Here is a 16,901-nt window from a genome sequence, read left to right as displayed (position 1 = left end):
GCCTACTCGTCGTCGTCGTCGCGCAGCGCCGCGTTGACCAGGGCGTCCAGATCCATGTCCGCAATGTCCTTTTCGGTGGTCACCGTCGAGGCCTGCGCGGCGCCGTCGGCCTCGCTCGCCAAAGCCAGCAGGAGCTCCAGCACGCCGGCCTGCCGAAGACGCTTGACCGGAATGGATCCGACGACGCGTTGAATCTCCGCTTCGCCCGGTGCGGCCGCCGCGGCGGGTTGGTCCGACGATCCGACCAATTCGCGGTACATGTAGCCGGCCAGCGCGGCGGAGTTCGGGTAGTCGAAGATCAGCGTCGGTGACAGCGCCAGTCCGGTAGCGGCTTTGAGCCGGTTGCGCATCTCGACGGCGGTCAGCGAGTCGAAACCGAGTTCCTGGAACGCCCGGTCCGGATGGATCGCCTCCGGGCTGGAGCTGCCCAGCACGGTGGCGATGTTGGCCCGCACCAAGTCCAGCAGGATCGCCTGCTGCTCGTCCTCGGGGAGCCCTTCGAGGCGTTGCAGCAGAGCGGATTTCGACTTGGCGGCGGCCAGCGAGTCATCGACCTGGCGCCGCGTCGGGGCGTTGATCAGATCGACGAACATCGGCGGCAACGTGCCTCCATCGAACTTGACCCGCAGGGCCGCCAGGTCGATGTGGGCCGGCAGCATGAACGGCTCATCGACGATGAGCGCGGTGTCCATCAGCTCCAGAGCCTGGTCGGAGGACATTGCGACGATCCCGTCGCGCCCGAACCGCGCGCGGTCGGCGGCGCCCAACCCTCCGGTCATGGCGCTGGCCTGATCCCATAGGCCCCAGCCCAGCGAGATCGCCGGCAGCCCGTGCGCCCGCCGGTGGGCGGCCAGCCCGTCCAGGAACGAGTTGCCGGCCGCGTAGTTGGCCTGACCCGACGCGCCGGCGAGTCCCGCGATCGACGAGAACATCACGAAGGCAGACACGTCCAGCTCGCGGGTCAACTCGTGCAGGTTCCAGGCCGCGTCGACCTTGGACCGCAACACCGATTCGATTCGGTCGGTGGTCAGCGACGTCACGACCGCGTCGTGCAGGACTCCGGCGGCGTGGATCACCCCGGTCAACGGACGCTGCATCGGGATGTCGGCGATCACCTTGGCCAGGGCCTCACGATCGGCGGCATCACAGGCCACCGTCTCCACGTGCGCACCGGCCGCGCTCAGCTCGGCGACCAGCTCCGCGGCGCCCGGTGCGTCCAGTCCGCGGCGGCTGACCAGCACCAGATTCCTTGCGCCGTGGCGGGTCACCACGTGTCGCGCGACCGCCGAACCGGCCATGCCGGTGGCGCCGGTGATCAACACCGTGCCGGCCGTCCACGCGTCCGGCATGGTCATCACGACCTTGCCGACATGGCGGGCCTGACTCAGGTAGCGCAGCGCCGCGGGCGCGCGTCGCACGTCAAACCTGGTGACCGGCAACGGCCGTAGTACATCCTCGCCGAACATGCCGGCCAACTCGTCGAGCATCTGGGCGATGCGATCCGGTCCCGCCTCGAACAGATCGAAGGCGCGGTAACGCAAACCCGGGTGGTCGCGGGCGACGACCTCGGGATCCCGGATGTCGGTCTTGCCCATCTCCAAGAACACGCCGCCGGGCGCCATCAAGCGCAGGGACGCGTCGACGAAATCACCGGACAGCGAGTCCAGCACGATATCCATTCCGGCCACGCCGGCCCTGCCGGTGACCGCCCGGAACTTCTCCTCGAATTCCAGGCTGCGTGAGTCGGCGATGTGGTCGTCGTCAAAGCCCATGTCGCGCAATGTGTCCCACTTGCCACGGCTGGCGGTCGCGAATACTTCCAGACCCATGTGCCGGGCCAGCTGGACGGCGGCCATGCCGACACCGCCGGCGGCGGCATGGACCAGCACTCGCTGACCGGGCTTGGCGCCGGCCAGGTCCACCAGTGCGTAGTTCGCCGTGGCGAACACCACCGACGCCGTCGCGGCGGCGGTGTGTGACCAGCCGGGCGGCACCTTGACGAGCAGGCGCTGGTCGGTCTTGGCGATGGTTCCGGTGCCGTCCGGGAAGAGCCCCATCACGCGGTCACCGACAGCGAAACGCCCGGCACCGGGGCCGATTTCGCTCACCACACCCGCGGCCTCGATGCCCATGATCGCCTCGGGGTCGGGGTAGAGGCCCAACGCGATCATGACGTCGCGGAAGTTGGCCGCGATGGCCGACAGCGCGACCCGCACCTGACCGGGACCCAACGGGGTGTCGGCGTCGGGAATGCGCTCTATCCGCAGGTTTTCGATCGTGCCGTAGCTGCTCATGCCGAGTCGCCACGGTCCCTCGTCGGGTGGCAGCAACAGACCGCCGACGGCGCGGCTGCCGAGCACCCGGGCGGTGTGGACCGCCCCGTTGCGCAGTATCGCCTGCGGCTCGCCGACCGCCAGCACCGCCGCTATCGCGTCGGAATCCAGCGGGGCGTCCGTGTCGACGAGCACGATTCGTCCGGGGTGCTCGGTCTGCGCCGACCGCACCAGCCCCCAGACCGCCGCGCCGGCCAAATCGGTGACGTCCTCCCCCGGCAGCGTCATCGCGCCCCGGGTCGCCACCACCAGGGTGCCTGCACCGTCGCGGGCCAACCAGGACTGCAGCACGGGCAGCACCGCTCGCGTCGCCGCGTACACCTCGGCGATCACGTCGCCGGACACCGGCGCCGATTCGAACAGCACCGCCGATCGTTCGGCCGCGGGGTCGTCGACTTCCGCTGCGCCCCAGGCGGACACCGACACGGGCTGCGTCGGCTGCGACGGTTGAGCGGACCAGATGACCTCGAAGAGCCGGTCCGGTCCCGAATTCGTCACGGCGGCCAGGAGTTGCTTGTCGGTGACCGGACGGGCCACCATCGACGCCACCGAGAGCACCGGGAGACCCAGCCCGTCGGCCAATTCGATGGACACGGTGGACGGGCTCACCGGCACGATCCGCGCGCGCACCGCCCCGGCCCCCGCGGCGTGCAGCGACACCTGCTGCCAGGAGAACGGGACCAGCATCGATCCCTCGGGCAGTTCGTCGCTGTCGGACGCCAACATGACGGCGTGCAGCGCCGCGTCGAGCATCGCCGGGTGGACGCCGAATCCGGCCGGCGACACCCCCGCGTCGGCGGGCAGCGACACCTCGGCGAAGACCTCGTCGCCGCGGCGCCACATCGATGTCAGGCCGCGGAACGCGGGCCCGTAGCCGTAACCCCGCTCGGCCAGTTGCTCGTATCCGTCGCCGACATCCACCGGGACCGCACCCGCCGGCGGCCACGCCGACAAGTCCGCGCCCGGCTGCACCGACCCCGCTCGCAGCACACCCTCGGCGTGCAGGGACCAGCCCGAGCCCGCTTCGGCGCGCGAAAACACCGACACTGAGCGGGCGCCCGAGTCGTCGGGGCCGCCCACCACGACCTGTACCGCGACCGATCCGCCGGCCGGCAACACCAGCGGCGCGGCCAGATTCAGTTCGTCGACCACGCCGCAGCCCACCTCGTCGCCGGCGCGGATCGCCAACTCGACGAATCCCGCGCCGGGGAACAGCACGACACCGCCGACGGCGTGATCGGCCAACCAGCTCTGCGTGCCCGGAGACAGCCGGCCGGTCAGCACCACTCCGCCGGTGGCCGGCAGTTCCACCACCGCGCCCAGCAGGGCGTGTTCACTGGCGGCCAGACCCAGGCCCGCGGCGTCGGCCGGGGCGCCGTCGGCGGCAAGCCAAAAGCGCCGCCGGTCAAAGGCATACGTGGGCAGCTCGACCAGATTGGCCTCGCCCAGCGCACCGCGCCAGTCCACGTCCATCCCGGCGACGAATCCCTGCGCGACGGCGTTGACCAAGGCGACTGGTTCCGGGCGGTCCTTGCGCAGCGCCGACATCGTGGTCACCTGGGCCGCCCCGGGATCCAAGTCCAGCGATTGCTCGATCGATGCCGTCAGACCGCTGCTCGGCCCGACCTCGAGGAACCGGGTTGCGCCGGCCGAGTGCACGAACCGCACGCTGTCTGCGAACCGCACCGCCTCGCGCACGTGTCGCTTCCAGTACGCCGCCGACGCGAAGTCGTCACCGGCCAGCTGACCGGTCACATTGGACACGATCGGGATGGTCGGCTTGCCGATGGCCAATCCGGCCGCGACGGTGCCGAATTCATCGATCATCGGATCCATCAACGGGGAGTGGAAGGCGTGCGACACCGAGAGCCGGTGCACGCGGTGGCCCTCGGCGCGGAGCCGGTCCGCGATCGCGATCACCGCGTCTTCGGCGCCGGAAATGACCACCGAGGCAGGCCCGTTGACCGCGGCGATGCCGACGCCGGCCCCGTCCGAGGACGCCAGCAGCGCCCGCACCTCGTCTTCGGTGGCCTGCACCGCGACCATCGCGCCGCCCTCGGGAAGCGCCTGCATGAACCGGCCGCGGGCCGCCACCAGCACCGCGGCGTTCTCCAACGACAACACGCCGGCGACGTGCGCGGCCGACAGCTCCCCGATCGAGTGCCCCAGCACGAAATCGGGGCGCACGCCCCAGGATTCGAGCAGCCGGAACAGCGCTACTTCCACCGCGAACAGCGCGGGTTGCGCGAATTCGGTGCTGTTCAGCAGGTTTTCGTCGTGGCCCCACATCACCTCGCGCAGCGGGCGCAGCAGGTGCCGATCCAGTTCGGCCACGACGGTGTTGAACGCCTCGGCGAAGACCGGATAGCCGGCGTGCAATCCCATTCCCATGCCCAGCATTTGGGACCCCTGGCCCGGGAAGACGAAGACCGTATTCCCTGCGGTCGCAGTGCCGCGGATGACCGAGCCGGCCAGGTCGTCGCCGGCCAGCTCGTCCAGGCCCGCGAGCAGCCCGTCGCGGTCGCTACCGACGATGACGGCCCGGTGCTCGAAAACCGACCGCCCCGCCAGCGACCACCCCACATCGGCAATGTCTGACTCCGGGTGGGCCCGCAGGTGGGCGGCCAACCGGGCGGCCTGAGAGTTCAACGCCGACAACGATTTCGCCGACACCGGCCACGACACAACCGGCGCCTTGGGGCGGTCCACGGCGTGCGGCGGCTCGACCGGCACGGCCTCGACGATGACGTGCGCGTTGGTGCCGCTGATCCCGAACGACGACACGCCCGCGCGGCGCGGACGGTCGCCGGGCCAAGGCCGCGCCTCGGTCAACAACGACACGGCGCCGGTCGACCAGTCCACATGTGGGCTCGGCTCATCGACATGCAGTGTGGCGGGCAGCATTTCGTGGCGCATCGCCAGGACCATCTTGATGACGCCGGCCACTCCGGCGGCGGCCTGCGTGTGGCCCATGTTCGACTTGATCGATCCCAGCCACAGTGGCTGTTTCCCGGGCTCGGCCCTCTCTTGCCCGTAGGTCGCCAGCAGCGCCTGCGCCTCGATCGGGTCGCCCAACGTGGTTCCCGTGCCATGGCCCTCGACGACGTCGACCTCCGCGGCCGTCAAGCCCGCACTCGCCAGGGCCGCACGCACCACCCGCTGCTGCGAGGGACCATTGGGCGCGGTCAGCCCGTTGGAGGCGCCGTCCTGGTTGATGGCGGAGCCCCGCACCATGGCCAGCACCGGGTGCCCCAGCCGTCGCGCATCAGAGAGCCGCTCCACCACGAGCATGCCGCCGCCCTCGGAGAATCCGGTGCCGTCGGCCGCGCCGGCGTACGCCTTGCACCGGCCGTCCTCGGACAGCCCGCGCATGCGGCTGAACTCCACGAAAATGTCGGGGGTGGCGTTCACGGTGACGCCGCCGGCCAGGGCCAGGTCGCACTCCCCCGAGCGCAGCGACTGCGCGGCCATGTGCAACGCCACCAACGACGACGAACACGCCGTGTCCACCGACACCGCCGGGCCCTCCAGCCCCAGCACATAGGACACCCGCCCCGAGGCCACGCTCGACGACTGCCCGGTCAGCCGGAAGCCCTCGGCCGTCGGCGCGGCGCCCATGCCGTAACCCTGCGTGTACACGCCGGCGAACATTCCGGTGGCGCTGCCGCGGAGCTTGCCGGGTTCGATTCCCGCTCGCTCCAACGCTTCCCAGGACAGCTCCAGGAACATGCGCTGCTGCGGGTCCATCGCCAGCGCCTCGCTGGGCGCGATGCCGAAGAAGGCCGGATCGAAGTCCGCTACGCCGTCGACGAAGCCCCCGGTGCGGGTGTAGCAGGTGCCCGGCACGTCGGGATCCGGGTTGTACACACCGGCCAGGTCCCAGCCGCGGTCGGTCGGAAACTCCGAGAGCACGTCGCGGCCCTCGGTCAGCATGTCCCACAGGTCGTCCGGCGAATTCACCCCGCCCGGATAGCGGCATGCCATGCCGACGATCACGATCGGGTCGTCGTCGGTGGCGCGCGTGACCGGCGCGTGCTTGACCTCTTGCGGAAGCCCCACGAGCTGGGTCCGGATGTAGCCGGCCAGGCCGTTGGGCGTCGGGTAGTCGAAGATCAATGTGGGCGAAAGCGCAAGGCCGGTCGCGGTTTTGAGGCGGTTGCGCATTTCGACCGCGGTCAGCGAGTCAAACCCCAACTCTTGGAACGCCTTGTCGGGGTCGATCGCGTCGGCGGTGGTGTTCCCCAGCACGGTGGCGATGTGCGATCGCACCAGGTCCAGCAGCACGGCGTGCTGCTCGGCCTCGGACAGCCCGTCCAGGCGATGCGCCAGCGCCGATTTCGATTTCGCGGCCGCCAGCGAATCGTCGACCCGGCGGCGCGTCGGGGCGTTGATCAGATCGGTGAACATCGGCGGCACCGCGACCGCATGGGCCCGCAGCGCTCCGAGGTCGATGCGGGCCGGCGCCAGGAACGGCTCGTCGACGATCAACGCGGTGTCGAACAGTTCCATCGCCTCGTCCGAGGACAGCGCCAAGATCCCGTCGCGGCCCAACCGGGCGAGGTCGGCGGCGTCCAGTCCGCCGGTCATGGCGCTGGCCTGATCCCACAGCCCCCAGGCCAGCGAGATCGCCGGCAGCCCGTGCGCCCGCCGGTGCGCGGCCAGCCCGTCCAGGAACGCGTTCGCCGCCCCGTAGTTGCCCTGTCCCGACGAGCCCACCAGCCCGGCCATCGACGAAAACACCACGAAGGCCGACAGATTCGCGTCGCGGGTCAACTCGTGCAGATTCCACGCCGCGTCGACCTTGGCTCGCAACACCGCGTCGACACGCTCCGGCGTCAGCGAGGTGATCGTGGCGTCGTCCAGCACGCCGGTCGCGTGAATCACGCCCGACAGTGGCCGCTGCGCCGAAATGTCGGCGATCACCCGCGCCAGCGCCGTGCGATCGGCGGCATCGCACGCCACCACGCGCGCGCTTGCTCCGGCGGCTTGCAGCTCGGCGATCAACTCGGCGGACCCGGGCGCGTCCGGACCGCGTCGGCTCAGCAGCACCAGGTCCTCGACGCCGTGGTTGGCCACCAGGTGACGGGCCAGCGTCGAACCCGCCATGCCGGTGCCCCCGGTGATCAGCACGGTGCCCGATGCGAGGCCGGACGGCAGGGTCATCACGACCTTGCCGATGTGGCGGGCCTGGCTCAGGTAGCGCAGCGCGGTGCGGGCGCGCCGCACGTCAAACGTGGTGACGGGCAACGGTTCCAGCACGCCTGCGTCGAACAGCCCGGCCAGCTCCTCCATCCACTGATGCATCCGCGGACGGCCCGGCTCGAACAGGTCGAAGGCGCGGTAGCGGACACCCGGGTAGTCCCGGGCCACCACCCCAGGGTCGCGGATGTCGGTCTTGCCCATCTCCAGGAACACGCCGCCAGGGGCGACGAGTCGCAGTGAGGCGTCGACGAATTCACCGGCCAGCGAGTCCAGCACCACATCCATGCCGCGGCCGCCGGTCACCGCCCGGAACTTCTCCTCGAACTCGAGGCTGCGCGAATCCGAGATGTGGTCGTCGTCGAAGCCCATGGCCCGCAACGTATCCCACTTGCCGCGGCTCGCGGTCGCGAAGACCTCGAGGCCCAAGTGCCGCCCCATCTGGACCGCGGCCATGCCCACGCCACCGGCGGCGGCGTGCACCAGCACCCGCTGCCCGGGCTTGACGTCGGCCAGATGAATGAAGGCCATGTAGGCGGTGGTGAAAACCGCCGAGATGCCGGCCGCTTCGGCATAAGACCAGCCGGCGGGCTTGTGCTGCAACAGGCGGACGTCCCCGGGCACCAAGGTGCCGCTGCCGTCGGGGAAGAAGCCGTACACCGAATCGCCGACCTCGAATTCGGTGACCCCCGGCCCGACTTCGACCACCACGCCGGCGCCCTCGCCACCAAGCAGGGCGTCGTGGGTGAACATGCCCAGGGTGATCATGACGTCGCGGAAATTGGTGGCGATGGCCCGCAGGGCCACCCGAACCTGGCCCGGTTCCAGCGCGGCGCCGGCGTTGGGAACCGGCTCCAGCTGCAGGTTTTCGAAGGTGCCCGCGCTGCTGATGCCGAGCCGCCAGGGCCCGTCCGCCGGGGGCGTCATGATGCCGTCGACCGCCCGGCTGCCGCGCACCCGCGCGGTGTACGCGATGCCGTCACGCAGCAACACGGCGGGCTCGCCGACCGCGAGAACCGTCGCGATGGCGCTATCGTCAAGCGTCGCATCGGAATCCACCAGCACGATGCGGCCGGGATGCTCTGTCTGCGCCGAACGCACCAGCCCCCACACGGCCGCGCCGGCCAGATCGGGGACATCCTCCCCCGCCAATCCCATCGCGCCACGCGTCGCGACGACGAGCACCCCGGAGTCACGCTCGGTCAGCCACGACTGCACGGCCGCCAGCGCCCGATGCGTGCGTTCATACGTTCCCGACACCGGATCTTCGCCGGCCGCAACGGATTCGAAGACCTCGTGCGCCGGCGGGTCGGCATCGCCGGCGGTCGCCGTGACCGGTGACCACACCGCCTCGAACAGACGGTCCGGGCCCGAAGCCGATACGGCCGCGCGCAGCTGCCGCTCGCTCACCGCACGCGCGACCATCGCGCGCACCGACAGCACCGGCAAGCCCAACCCGTCGGCCAGCTCGATCGAGACCGCCCTGGTGGGGGCCCCGGCCGCCCCGGACGCCGACGCCGGAGCCAGGCGCGCGCGCACCGCCGAGGCGCCCGCGGCATGCAGCGACACGCCCTGCCAGGAGAACGGCAACACCACTTCGTCGGTCTGGCCACCTATTTGGTGGCTGACGACCAGTGCGTGCATGGCCGCGTCGAGCAAGGCCGGGTGGACGCCGAACCCGGTGACGCCGCCGGCGGCGTCGGGCAGACGCACCTCGGCGAACACCTCGTCGCCGCGGACCCACGCCGCCGTCAGGCCCTGGAATGCCGGGCCGTAGCCATATCCACGCGCGGCCAGCTGCTCGTAACCGTCGGCCACGTCGACCTTCACGGCTCCCGCCGGCGGCCATGCCGACAGGTCGGCGCCCGGCTCGACCGAGCCGGTGCTCAGCGTTCCCTCGGCGTGGCACACCCAGCCGGAGCCGGCGTCGGGGCGCGAGAAGATCGACACCGCGCGCTGACCGGATTCTTCGGCGGGACCCACGACCACTTGCACCGCAACCGATCCCGAGCCGGCATCCTTGCCCGGCAACATCAACGGCGCCTGCAGCGTGAGTTCGTCGACCGTCGAGCAGCCGACTTCGTCGCCGGCGCGAATCGCCAGCTCCACGAAGCCGGACCCGGGGAACACCGCCGACCCGGAGACGGCGTGATCGGTCAGCCAGCCCTGCAGACTGGCAGACAGGCGGCCCGTCAGGACGACCCCGCCCGAGGCCGGCAGTTCGACGACCGCGCTCAACAGGGGGTGCTCGCTGGCGCCGAGCCCCAGGCCGGACGCGTCCGCCGAGATGCCCTCCCCGGAGAGCCAAAACCGCCGCCGGTCAAAGGCATACGTCGGCAGCTCGACGAAGCCCGCGCCGTCCAGCGCCCCGCGCCAGTGCACGCCGACTCCCGCGACAAACGCGGTGGCGGCCGACGTCAGGAATCGTTCGAGCCCGCCGTCCTCGCGACCCAGGGTAGGGATGACGATGGCCTCGGTGTCGCCGGGCAGGCTGTCGTTGGCGGTGTCCTCGATGCCGGCGACCAGGGCGGGGTGGGGGCTGGATTCGATGAACGTCCGGTAGCCGTGTTCGCAGGCGCTGCGCACCGCCTGGTCGAACTGCACGGTCTGCCGGATGTTGCGGTACCAGTAATCAGCATCCAATCCCGCTGTGTCCAACCGGTTTCCGGTGACGGTGGAGAAGAATGCGATGCGCGTGGAGCGCGGCTCGATGCCGGAGAGCACCTCAGCGAGGTCGGTGCGGATCGCCTCCACCTCGACCGAGTGCGAGGCATAGTCCACGTCGATGCGCCGGGTCCGCAGCTCGAGGTCGGCGCAGAAGCCGACGAGCTCGTCGAGCGCGGCCACCTCGCCGGAGACAACGACGGCGGAGCGACCGTTGACGGCGGCGATGCTGACTCGATTTCCATACGGAGCCAACAACTCCCGCGCCCGTTCGGTGCTGCAGGCGATGGACAGCATGCCGCCGGGGCCGGCCAGTGACGTCAGCAGCTTGCTGCGCAGCGTGACCACCCGGGCGGCGTCCTGCAGCGACAGCGCCCCGGCGACGTAGGCGGCCGCGATTTCGCCTTGCGAATGGCCGATCACCGCATCGGGGTTCACCCCCACCGACTTCCACAGCTCGGCCAGCGCCACCATCACCGCGAAGAGCACCGGCTGTACGACGTCGACGCGGTCCAGTCCCGGAGCGTCGGGTGCGCCGCGGAGCACGTCGGTCAGCGACCAGTCGACGAAGTCGGCGAAGGCCGCTTCGCATTCCTCGACCTGCTGCGCGAATACCGGTGCGGTATCCAGCAATTCAACGGCCATGCCCGCCCATTGGGAGCCTTGGCCGGGGAAGACGAACACGGTCTTGCCCGCCGGCGTCGCGGCGCCCCGGATCACCGATCCGATCGGATCGTCGTTGGCCAGCTCGTCCAGACCGGCCAGCAACCGGTCGCGATCACCGCCCACCACGACTGCCCGGTGCTCAAAGGTCGCGCGCCCCGCCAATGACCACCCGATGTCGGCGATGTCCAGATCATCATGCGCGCGAACGTATTCGGCCAACCGGGCCGCCTGCGCCGCCAACGACGACGGGGACTTCGCCGTCACCGCCCACGGCACCACCGGCGCCTTGGGGCCGTCCACGGCGTGCGGCGGCTCGACCGGCACGGCCTCGACGATGACGTGCGCGTTGGTGCCGCTGATCCCGAACGACGACACGCCCGCGCGGCGCGGGCGCTCGGCGTGCCAGGGCTGCGCCTGGGTGAGCAGCGAGACCGAGCCCGCCGTCCAGTCGACGTGCGGGCTCGGCGCGTCCACGTGCAGCGTCGCCGGCAGCGTCTCGTGGCGCATCGCCTGCACCATCTTGATGACGCCGGCCACCCCGGCGGCGGCCTGCGTGTGGCCCATGTTCGACTTGATCGACCCCAGCCACAGCGGCTCGCTGCGCTCCTGGCCGTAGGTCGCCAGCAGCGCCTGCGCCTCGATCGGGTCGCCCAACGTGGTGCCCGTGCCGTGGCCCTCGACGACGTCCACGTCGGCCGCGGTCAATCCGGCGTTGGCCAGGGCCGCACGCACCACCCGCTGCTGCGAGGGACCATTGGGCGCGGTCAGCCCGTTCGAGGCGCCGTCCTGGTTGACTGCCGAGCCCCGCACCACCGCCAGCACCGGATGTCCCAGCCGCTGCGCGTCCGACAGCCGCTCCACCACCAGGATGGCACCACCCTCGGACCAGCCGACGCCGTCGGCCGCGCCCGCGTAGGCCTTGCACCGGCCGTCCGGCGCCAACCCGCGGTGCCGGCTGAACTCCACGAAGACGGTCGGCGTGGCGTTCACGGTCGCACCGCCTGCCAGGGCCAGGTCGCACTCCCCCGAGCGCAGCGACTGCACGGCCATGTGCAACGCCACCAACGACGACGAACACGCCGTGTCCACCGACACCGCCGGGCCCTCCAGCCCCAACACATAGGACACCCGCCCCGAGGCGACGCTGGAGGTCATGCCGGTCAGCCGGTAACCCTCGATCTCCTCGGCGAGCATGCCGTAGCCCTGAACGATGAGCCCGGCAAATACCCCGGTGGCGCTGCCACGCAGCCCGCTGGGGTCAATCCCGGCCCGCTCCAACGCTTCCCACGCCAGTTCGAGCAGCATCCGATGCTGGGGGTCCATCGCCAGCGCCTCGCTGGGCGCGATGCCGAAGAATGCCGGATCGAAGTCCGCGACACCGTCGACGAAGCCCCCGGTGTTCACGTAGCACTTGTGCCGCGCGTCGGGGTCCGGGTCGTAGAGGCCCGCCACGTCCCAGCCGCGGTCGGTGGGAAACTCCGAGATCACGTCGCGGCCCTCGACCACCATTTGCCACAGCGCCTCCGGGCTGTCCACGCCGCCGGGGAAGCGGCAGGACATACCGACGATCGCGATCGGCTCGTTGGACCGCTCCAGCAGCGCACGGTTGGTGCGCTTCAGGCGCTCAACCTGGACCAGCGCCTTACGCAGCGCTTCGGTCGCATGCTGGAGTTGATCAACCATCACAAACCTCGCCTAACCTTCACCTGACGACGTGCGGCCGTCTTCCACCGCCGGATGCGGTTCTCGCCGAGTCACGGAATTTGCTGCACGAGGCGACGCCGTTTCCCGTCCGCCCAGCGTCGTGCCGCTCTGAGACCCAAGAATATTGCTGGTGAGTATGGCCAACTCCGACAGGATTTCAAAACGTCCGCTGCTCCCGGCTGCTACGGGAGGACCGGCTTGGACAGTTGCGCCGCGCCGCGCAAAAAAGATGTGGCACGAGGTGCCCGGTGTGCTCGCTGGACAGCGGTGCGCTGCAGACATGGCCCGACGTCCATGGCGCGACTGTACCCGGCTAGCCATAGCTGGTGGTCAGGAGCATGTCGGGAAAGGTCCGGCGCAGCATCGGGCCCGGCCGGGTCCGGTGCGGACGAGGCGGTCACACACCCGCTCGGCGCCAGCCGTCGGCGGCCCTGGCGGCCTGGATCAGCGTGTCGCACAACTGACGCAGCTCGGTGGCGCCGGCGCCCTCGTCGACCGCCGTGGCGACATCCTCGGCCGCGCAACGTACCTGGTAGACGCGATCCGACAGGTCGGCCGCTTCGTCGGCCGACAGCACCACGGCGTCCTCGGGAACGGCCGCCGCGCCGTTTCGGTTCAGCGAGGCCCGCTGCTCGTACGCCCGCTGCCGGCACGACTGCCGGCAGTATTGGCGGCGACGACCCATTCCCGCGTCGGTGACGTCTCGTCCGCACCAGCGACAGGGCTGGGGGCGGGTACGGCGGCTCACGCCTGCCGACTTTAGTCGGGTTTTCCCGGCGACCCCGGTATCATTGAAGGTCGCGTCGCGCACGCCGGCTTCGGCCGGGGAACTGCGTAGATGGCCGCAGCGTTTGCTAGATGAAGAATGCACTGGACGCACTAAGGGAGCCGCAGAGCTCCGAGAAGACCTGAAGGAGTAGCAGCCATGGCTGATCGCGTACTGAGAGGCAGTCGCCTCGGGGCCGTGAGCTACGAGACTGACCGCAACCACGACCTGGCGCCGCGTCAGCTCGCGAAGTACCGCACCGAGAACGGCGAGGAGTTCGAGGTCCCCTTCGCCGACGACGCCGAAATCCCCGGCACCTGGCTGTGCCGCAACGGCCTGGAAGGCACCCTGATCGAGGGCGACCTGCCCGAGCCGAAGAAGGTGAAGCCGCCGCGGACCCACTGGGACATGCTGCTGGAGCGCCGCTCGGTCGAGGAGCTCGAAGAGCTGCTCAAAGAGCGCCTCGAGATCATCAAGACCCGCCGTCGCGGCTGATTCAGCCCGCGCCGGCCCGCGAACCCCGCGCTAGGTGCGGTTGTCGGCCCTGCTGGTCCGGGCACCGGACCGGCGGCCCTGGACACCCCAGCGGGTGACTTTGACCAGGGCCTCGCGGATGTTCGATCCGCTCATCTTGGACACGCCGAGTTCTCGCTCGGTGAAGGTGATGGGCACCTCGGCGATGGTGAAGCCGTTGCAGATGGTGCGCCACGTCAGATCGATCTGGAAGCAGTAGCCCTTGGAGTCGACGCCGTCGAGGTCGATCGCTTCGAGCACTTCGCGGCGGTAGGCGCGGTAGCCGGCGGTGATGTCGTGCACGCCGATCCCGAGCGCCAGCCGGGCATAGGTGTTGGCCGTCCAGGACAACGCCCAGCGCCGCCAGGGCCAGTTGCGGACCGTGCCGCCGTCCACGTAGCGCGACCCGATGGCCAGGTCGGCGCCGGCGTCGACGGCGTCTAACAGGCGGTGCAGCTGCTCGGGCGCGTGGCTGCCGTCGGCGTCCATCTCGACCAGCACCGAGTAGTCACGGCTCAGCCCCCAGGCGAAGCCGGCCAGATACGCCGCGCCCAGGCCGTCCTTGGCGGTGCGGTGCATGACGTGCGTACGCCCCGCGTCGCCGGCCGCGAGCTCCTCGGCGAGCTGGCCGGTGCCGTCGGGGCTGCTGTCGTCCACGACGAGCAGGTGCACGTGCGGGCACGCCTCTTTGAGCCGCCGGTGGATCACCGGAAGGTTCTCCAGCTCGTTGTAGGTGGGGATGATCACCAAGACGCGCTGGCTGGGACGGTTGCCCGGAATCTGGGGCGCCGGCTGGCCGGTGGTCATGTAGCTCCTCTGTGTCGCCCGTATTCGAATAGTCGGCCCGTCCTGGTCGGACGGAGTGTGGTCAGTCGCCGTCGTCTGCCGGCGTGCGGTCCCGGGGGTCGGGCGCAGTGTCTGCGTCGCGCTCGCCGGGCGGGGGTTCGCCCGGGGTGGCGCCGACCCCTGTCGATCGACATGTGGACCGCAGACGTATCGAACGCGGGAACCATCCATTGTGCCGTATCCCGGCCAGGATGACCGCTCCGGCCGCCAGGACCATGGCCCATTGCAGCAGCGGTGCCCAGCGGGTCGCCGGTGTCAGCCTGGTCTTCAGGCGAACCTGCATGTCCAGGTAGGCGGGCTCGAAGAAGTCGGTGCGTGCCAACTCGCCGCCGTCGGGGGCGACCACGGCGCTGATCCCGGTGGTGCCGGCCACCACCACGTACCGGTCATGTTCGACGGCCCGGACCTTGGCGAATGCCAGCTGCTGCTCGCTCATCCTCTTGTTGAAGGTCGCGTTGTTGGCCGGCACGGCCAGCAGTTGGGCCCCGCCGAGCACCGCTTGCCGCGGCACCCGGTCGAAGATCACTTCCCAGCAGGTGGCGACGCCCAGGGGCACCCCTGCGATGTGCACCACATCGGTGCCCTGCCGGGGTACGAAGCTGCCGGCGCGGCCGGCGTAGCCGGACAGGTGTTTGAACAGCCACGGCATCGGCAGGTACTCGCCGAACGGCTGCACGATTTCCTTGTCGTGGCGATCGGCCGGGCCGGTGGCGGGATTCCACACGATCATTGTGTTGGTGTAGTTCGGATCCTGCGGGGGACGCCCGGGCACCTCGAGGACGCTGCCGATCAGGATCGGCGCGCCGATGGCCGCGGCGGCCCGGGAGATCTGCAGTCCCGCGTCGCCGTTGACCAGCGGGTCGATGTCCGACGAGTCCTCCGGCCAGATCACGAATTGCGGTTGCGGGGCGGCCCCGGCGCGCACGTCGTCGGCCAGTCGCAGGGTCTCGCGGAGGTGGTTGTCCAGCACCGCGCGCCGCTGCTCGTTGAACTCGAAGCCCAGGCGCGGCACGTTGCCCTGCACGGCCGCGACGGTGACCGACGGCTCGCCACCCGACCCGGTACCGGAGTGGCGCACCTGCGGCCAGACGATGAGCGACGCGAACAGCACCAGGCAGATGCAGACGCCGGGCAGCACCACCGCGGGCGGTGCGGAATCGGACGGCGCCGGACCCTCGGCGCCGCTGCCGCCGCCCGCGCGGGGAGCAGGGTGACCGGAGTGCCACCACTTCACGATCTCGAGCGCGATGGCCGTCGCGCTGAACCCCACCAGCATGATCGCCATGGACAGCAGCGCCACGCCCCCGAGCTGGACCAGCGGCAGGAACGGTCCGTGCGTCTGACCGAACGCCACCGAGCCCCAGGGAAAGCCGCCGAACGGCACGCTCGACTTGAGCCACTCCTGAGCCGCCCAGATCAGCGCGAACCAGACGGGCCAGCCCGGCAGCCGGCGCACGATGACGGCGCACAGGCCAAAGAGGGCGGGAAACAGCGCCGATACGGTCGCGAGCGCGATCCATGGGATGGGGCCGACCAACAGCCCGACCCACGGCAGCAGCGGCAGGTAGAACGCCAATCCGAATAGGAATGCGTAACCCAGGCCACCCGCCGGGGTGGTCGCGGGGTGGGTGAGCACCCACGCCAGCAACGCTGCCGCCAGCACGGCGCCCCACCACCAGTTCAGCGACGGGAAGCTGGCGCAGAACAGCAGGCCGCCGGCGATGGCGCCACTGAGCCGGGTCAGGCGCGGCAACATGGCGGCTTGGGCGGCGGGCAGCCGCGCGATCACCGCGGCCACCAACCCGGTCAGCGCGCCGCGCGCCCCTGCCCTCAGCCGATCGGCCAGCGCGGGCCCGCGCTCGTCGGCGGCATCCGGGTCCGTGGCGCCCTCGTCGCGGTCGTCGTCGTCCGGGCCGTGTTCCCCCGGCTCGGGATGCACGTCGGCGGGCTGGTCATCGCGGTCGGATTCCGCTTCGTCGCTGATGGGGTCCCTGTCGGGCCGCCGCGGCGGTTCGTCGTCGCCGGGCCGGTAATGCCTAACCATGGATGACAGCGCCCCGATGCACCGTCCGCCGGCACCGCGGTAGGGCGTCGTCCGGGCCCAATCGGGGCAGCGCGGGCACGCGCGAACGCGGGTCGGTGGACCAGCGCTGGACGGTGTCGCGCGGGGCGTGCACCTCCAGATCCCCGGCGTCCCAGATCACGTACGA

The 16,901-nt window shown here is 70.6% G+C and carries 4 protein-coding genes and 2 pseudogenes; 1 reads left to right on the top strand and 5 read right to left on the bottom strand.

Translation table 11 applies throughout. The annotated features are described in order from the left end of the window. Positions 1-2 precede the first annotated feature (2 nt). The gene (locus DQP57_RS02055; RefSeq protein WP_112631263.1) at positions 3-12,545 is read right to left on the bottom strand and encodes a type I polyketide synthase; all 12,543 of its coding nucleotides are present in this window, start codon (positions 12,543-12,545) and stop codon (positions 3-5) included. Between the two features lie 418 nt (positions 12,546-12,963). Beyond that, positions 12,964-13,314: a hypothetical protein gene (locus DQP57_RS02050; RefSeq protein WP_112631261.1), complete on the bottom strand. Its 351-nt coding sequence runs from the start codon at positions 13,312-13,314 to the stop codon at positions 12,964-12,966. Positions 13,315-13,491: 177 nt separating this feature from the next. On the opposite strand from DQP57_RS02050, the gene DQP57_RS02045 reads away from it, so the two are divergent. Continuing rightward, positions 13,492-13,827 carry an RNA polymerase-binding protein RbpA gene (locus tag DQP57_RS02045; RefSeq protein ID WP_007770897.1) on the top strand — a complete coding sequence of 112 codons (336 nt, stop codon included), beginning with the start codon at positions 13,492-13,494 and terminating at the stop codon, positions 13,825-13,827. A 30-nt stretch (positions 13,828-13,857) separates the two neighbouring features. On the opposite strand, the pseudogene DQP57_RS27595 reads toward DQP57_RS02045, so the two are convergent. The 3 genes and pseudogenes from DQP57_RS27595 to DQP57_RS02030 all read right to left on the bottom strand — a co-directional run. Beyond that, a pseudogene (locus DQP57_RS27595) lies at positions 13,858-14,679 on the bottom strand (polyprenol monophosphomannose synthase); the annotation flags it as partial. Between the two features lie 34 nt (positions 14,680-14,713). Further along, on the bottom strand, positions 14,714-16,447 hold the full coding sequence (gene lnt / locus DQP57_RS02035) for an apolipoprotein N-acyltransferase (protein ID WP_430917756.1): 1,734 nt from the start codon (positions 16,445-16,447) through the stop codon (positions 14,714-14,716). A gap of 280 nt (positions 16,448-16,727) precedes the next feature. Beyond that, positions 16,728-16,901: pseudogene (locus tag DQP57_RS02030) on the bottom strand (amidohydrolase); the annotation flags it as partial.

It is taken from the genome of Mycobacterium colombiense (assembly GCF_003284935.1).
Lineage (GTDB): Bacteria > Actinomycetota > Actinomycetes > Mycobacteriales > Mycobacteriaceae > Mycobacterium > Mycobacterium arosiense_A.
The sequence above is the reverse complement of the archived record's forward strand: the minus strand, read 5'-3'. Positions and strand labels throughout refer to the sequence as shown.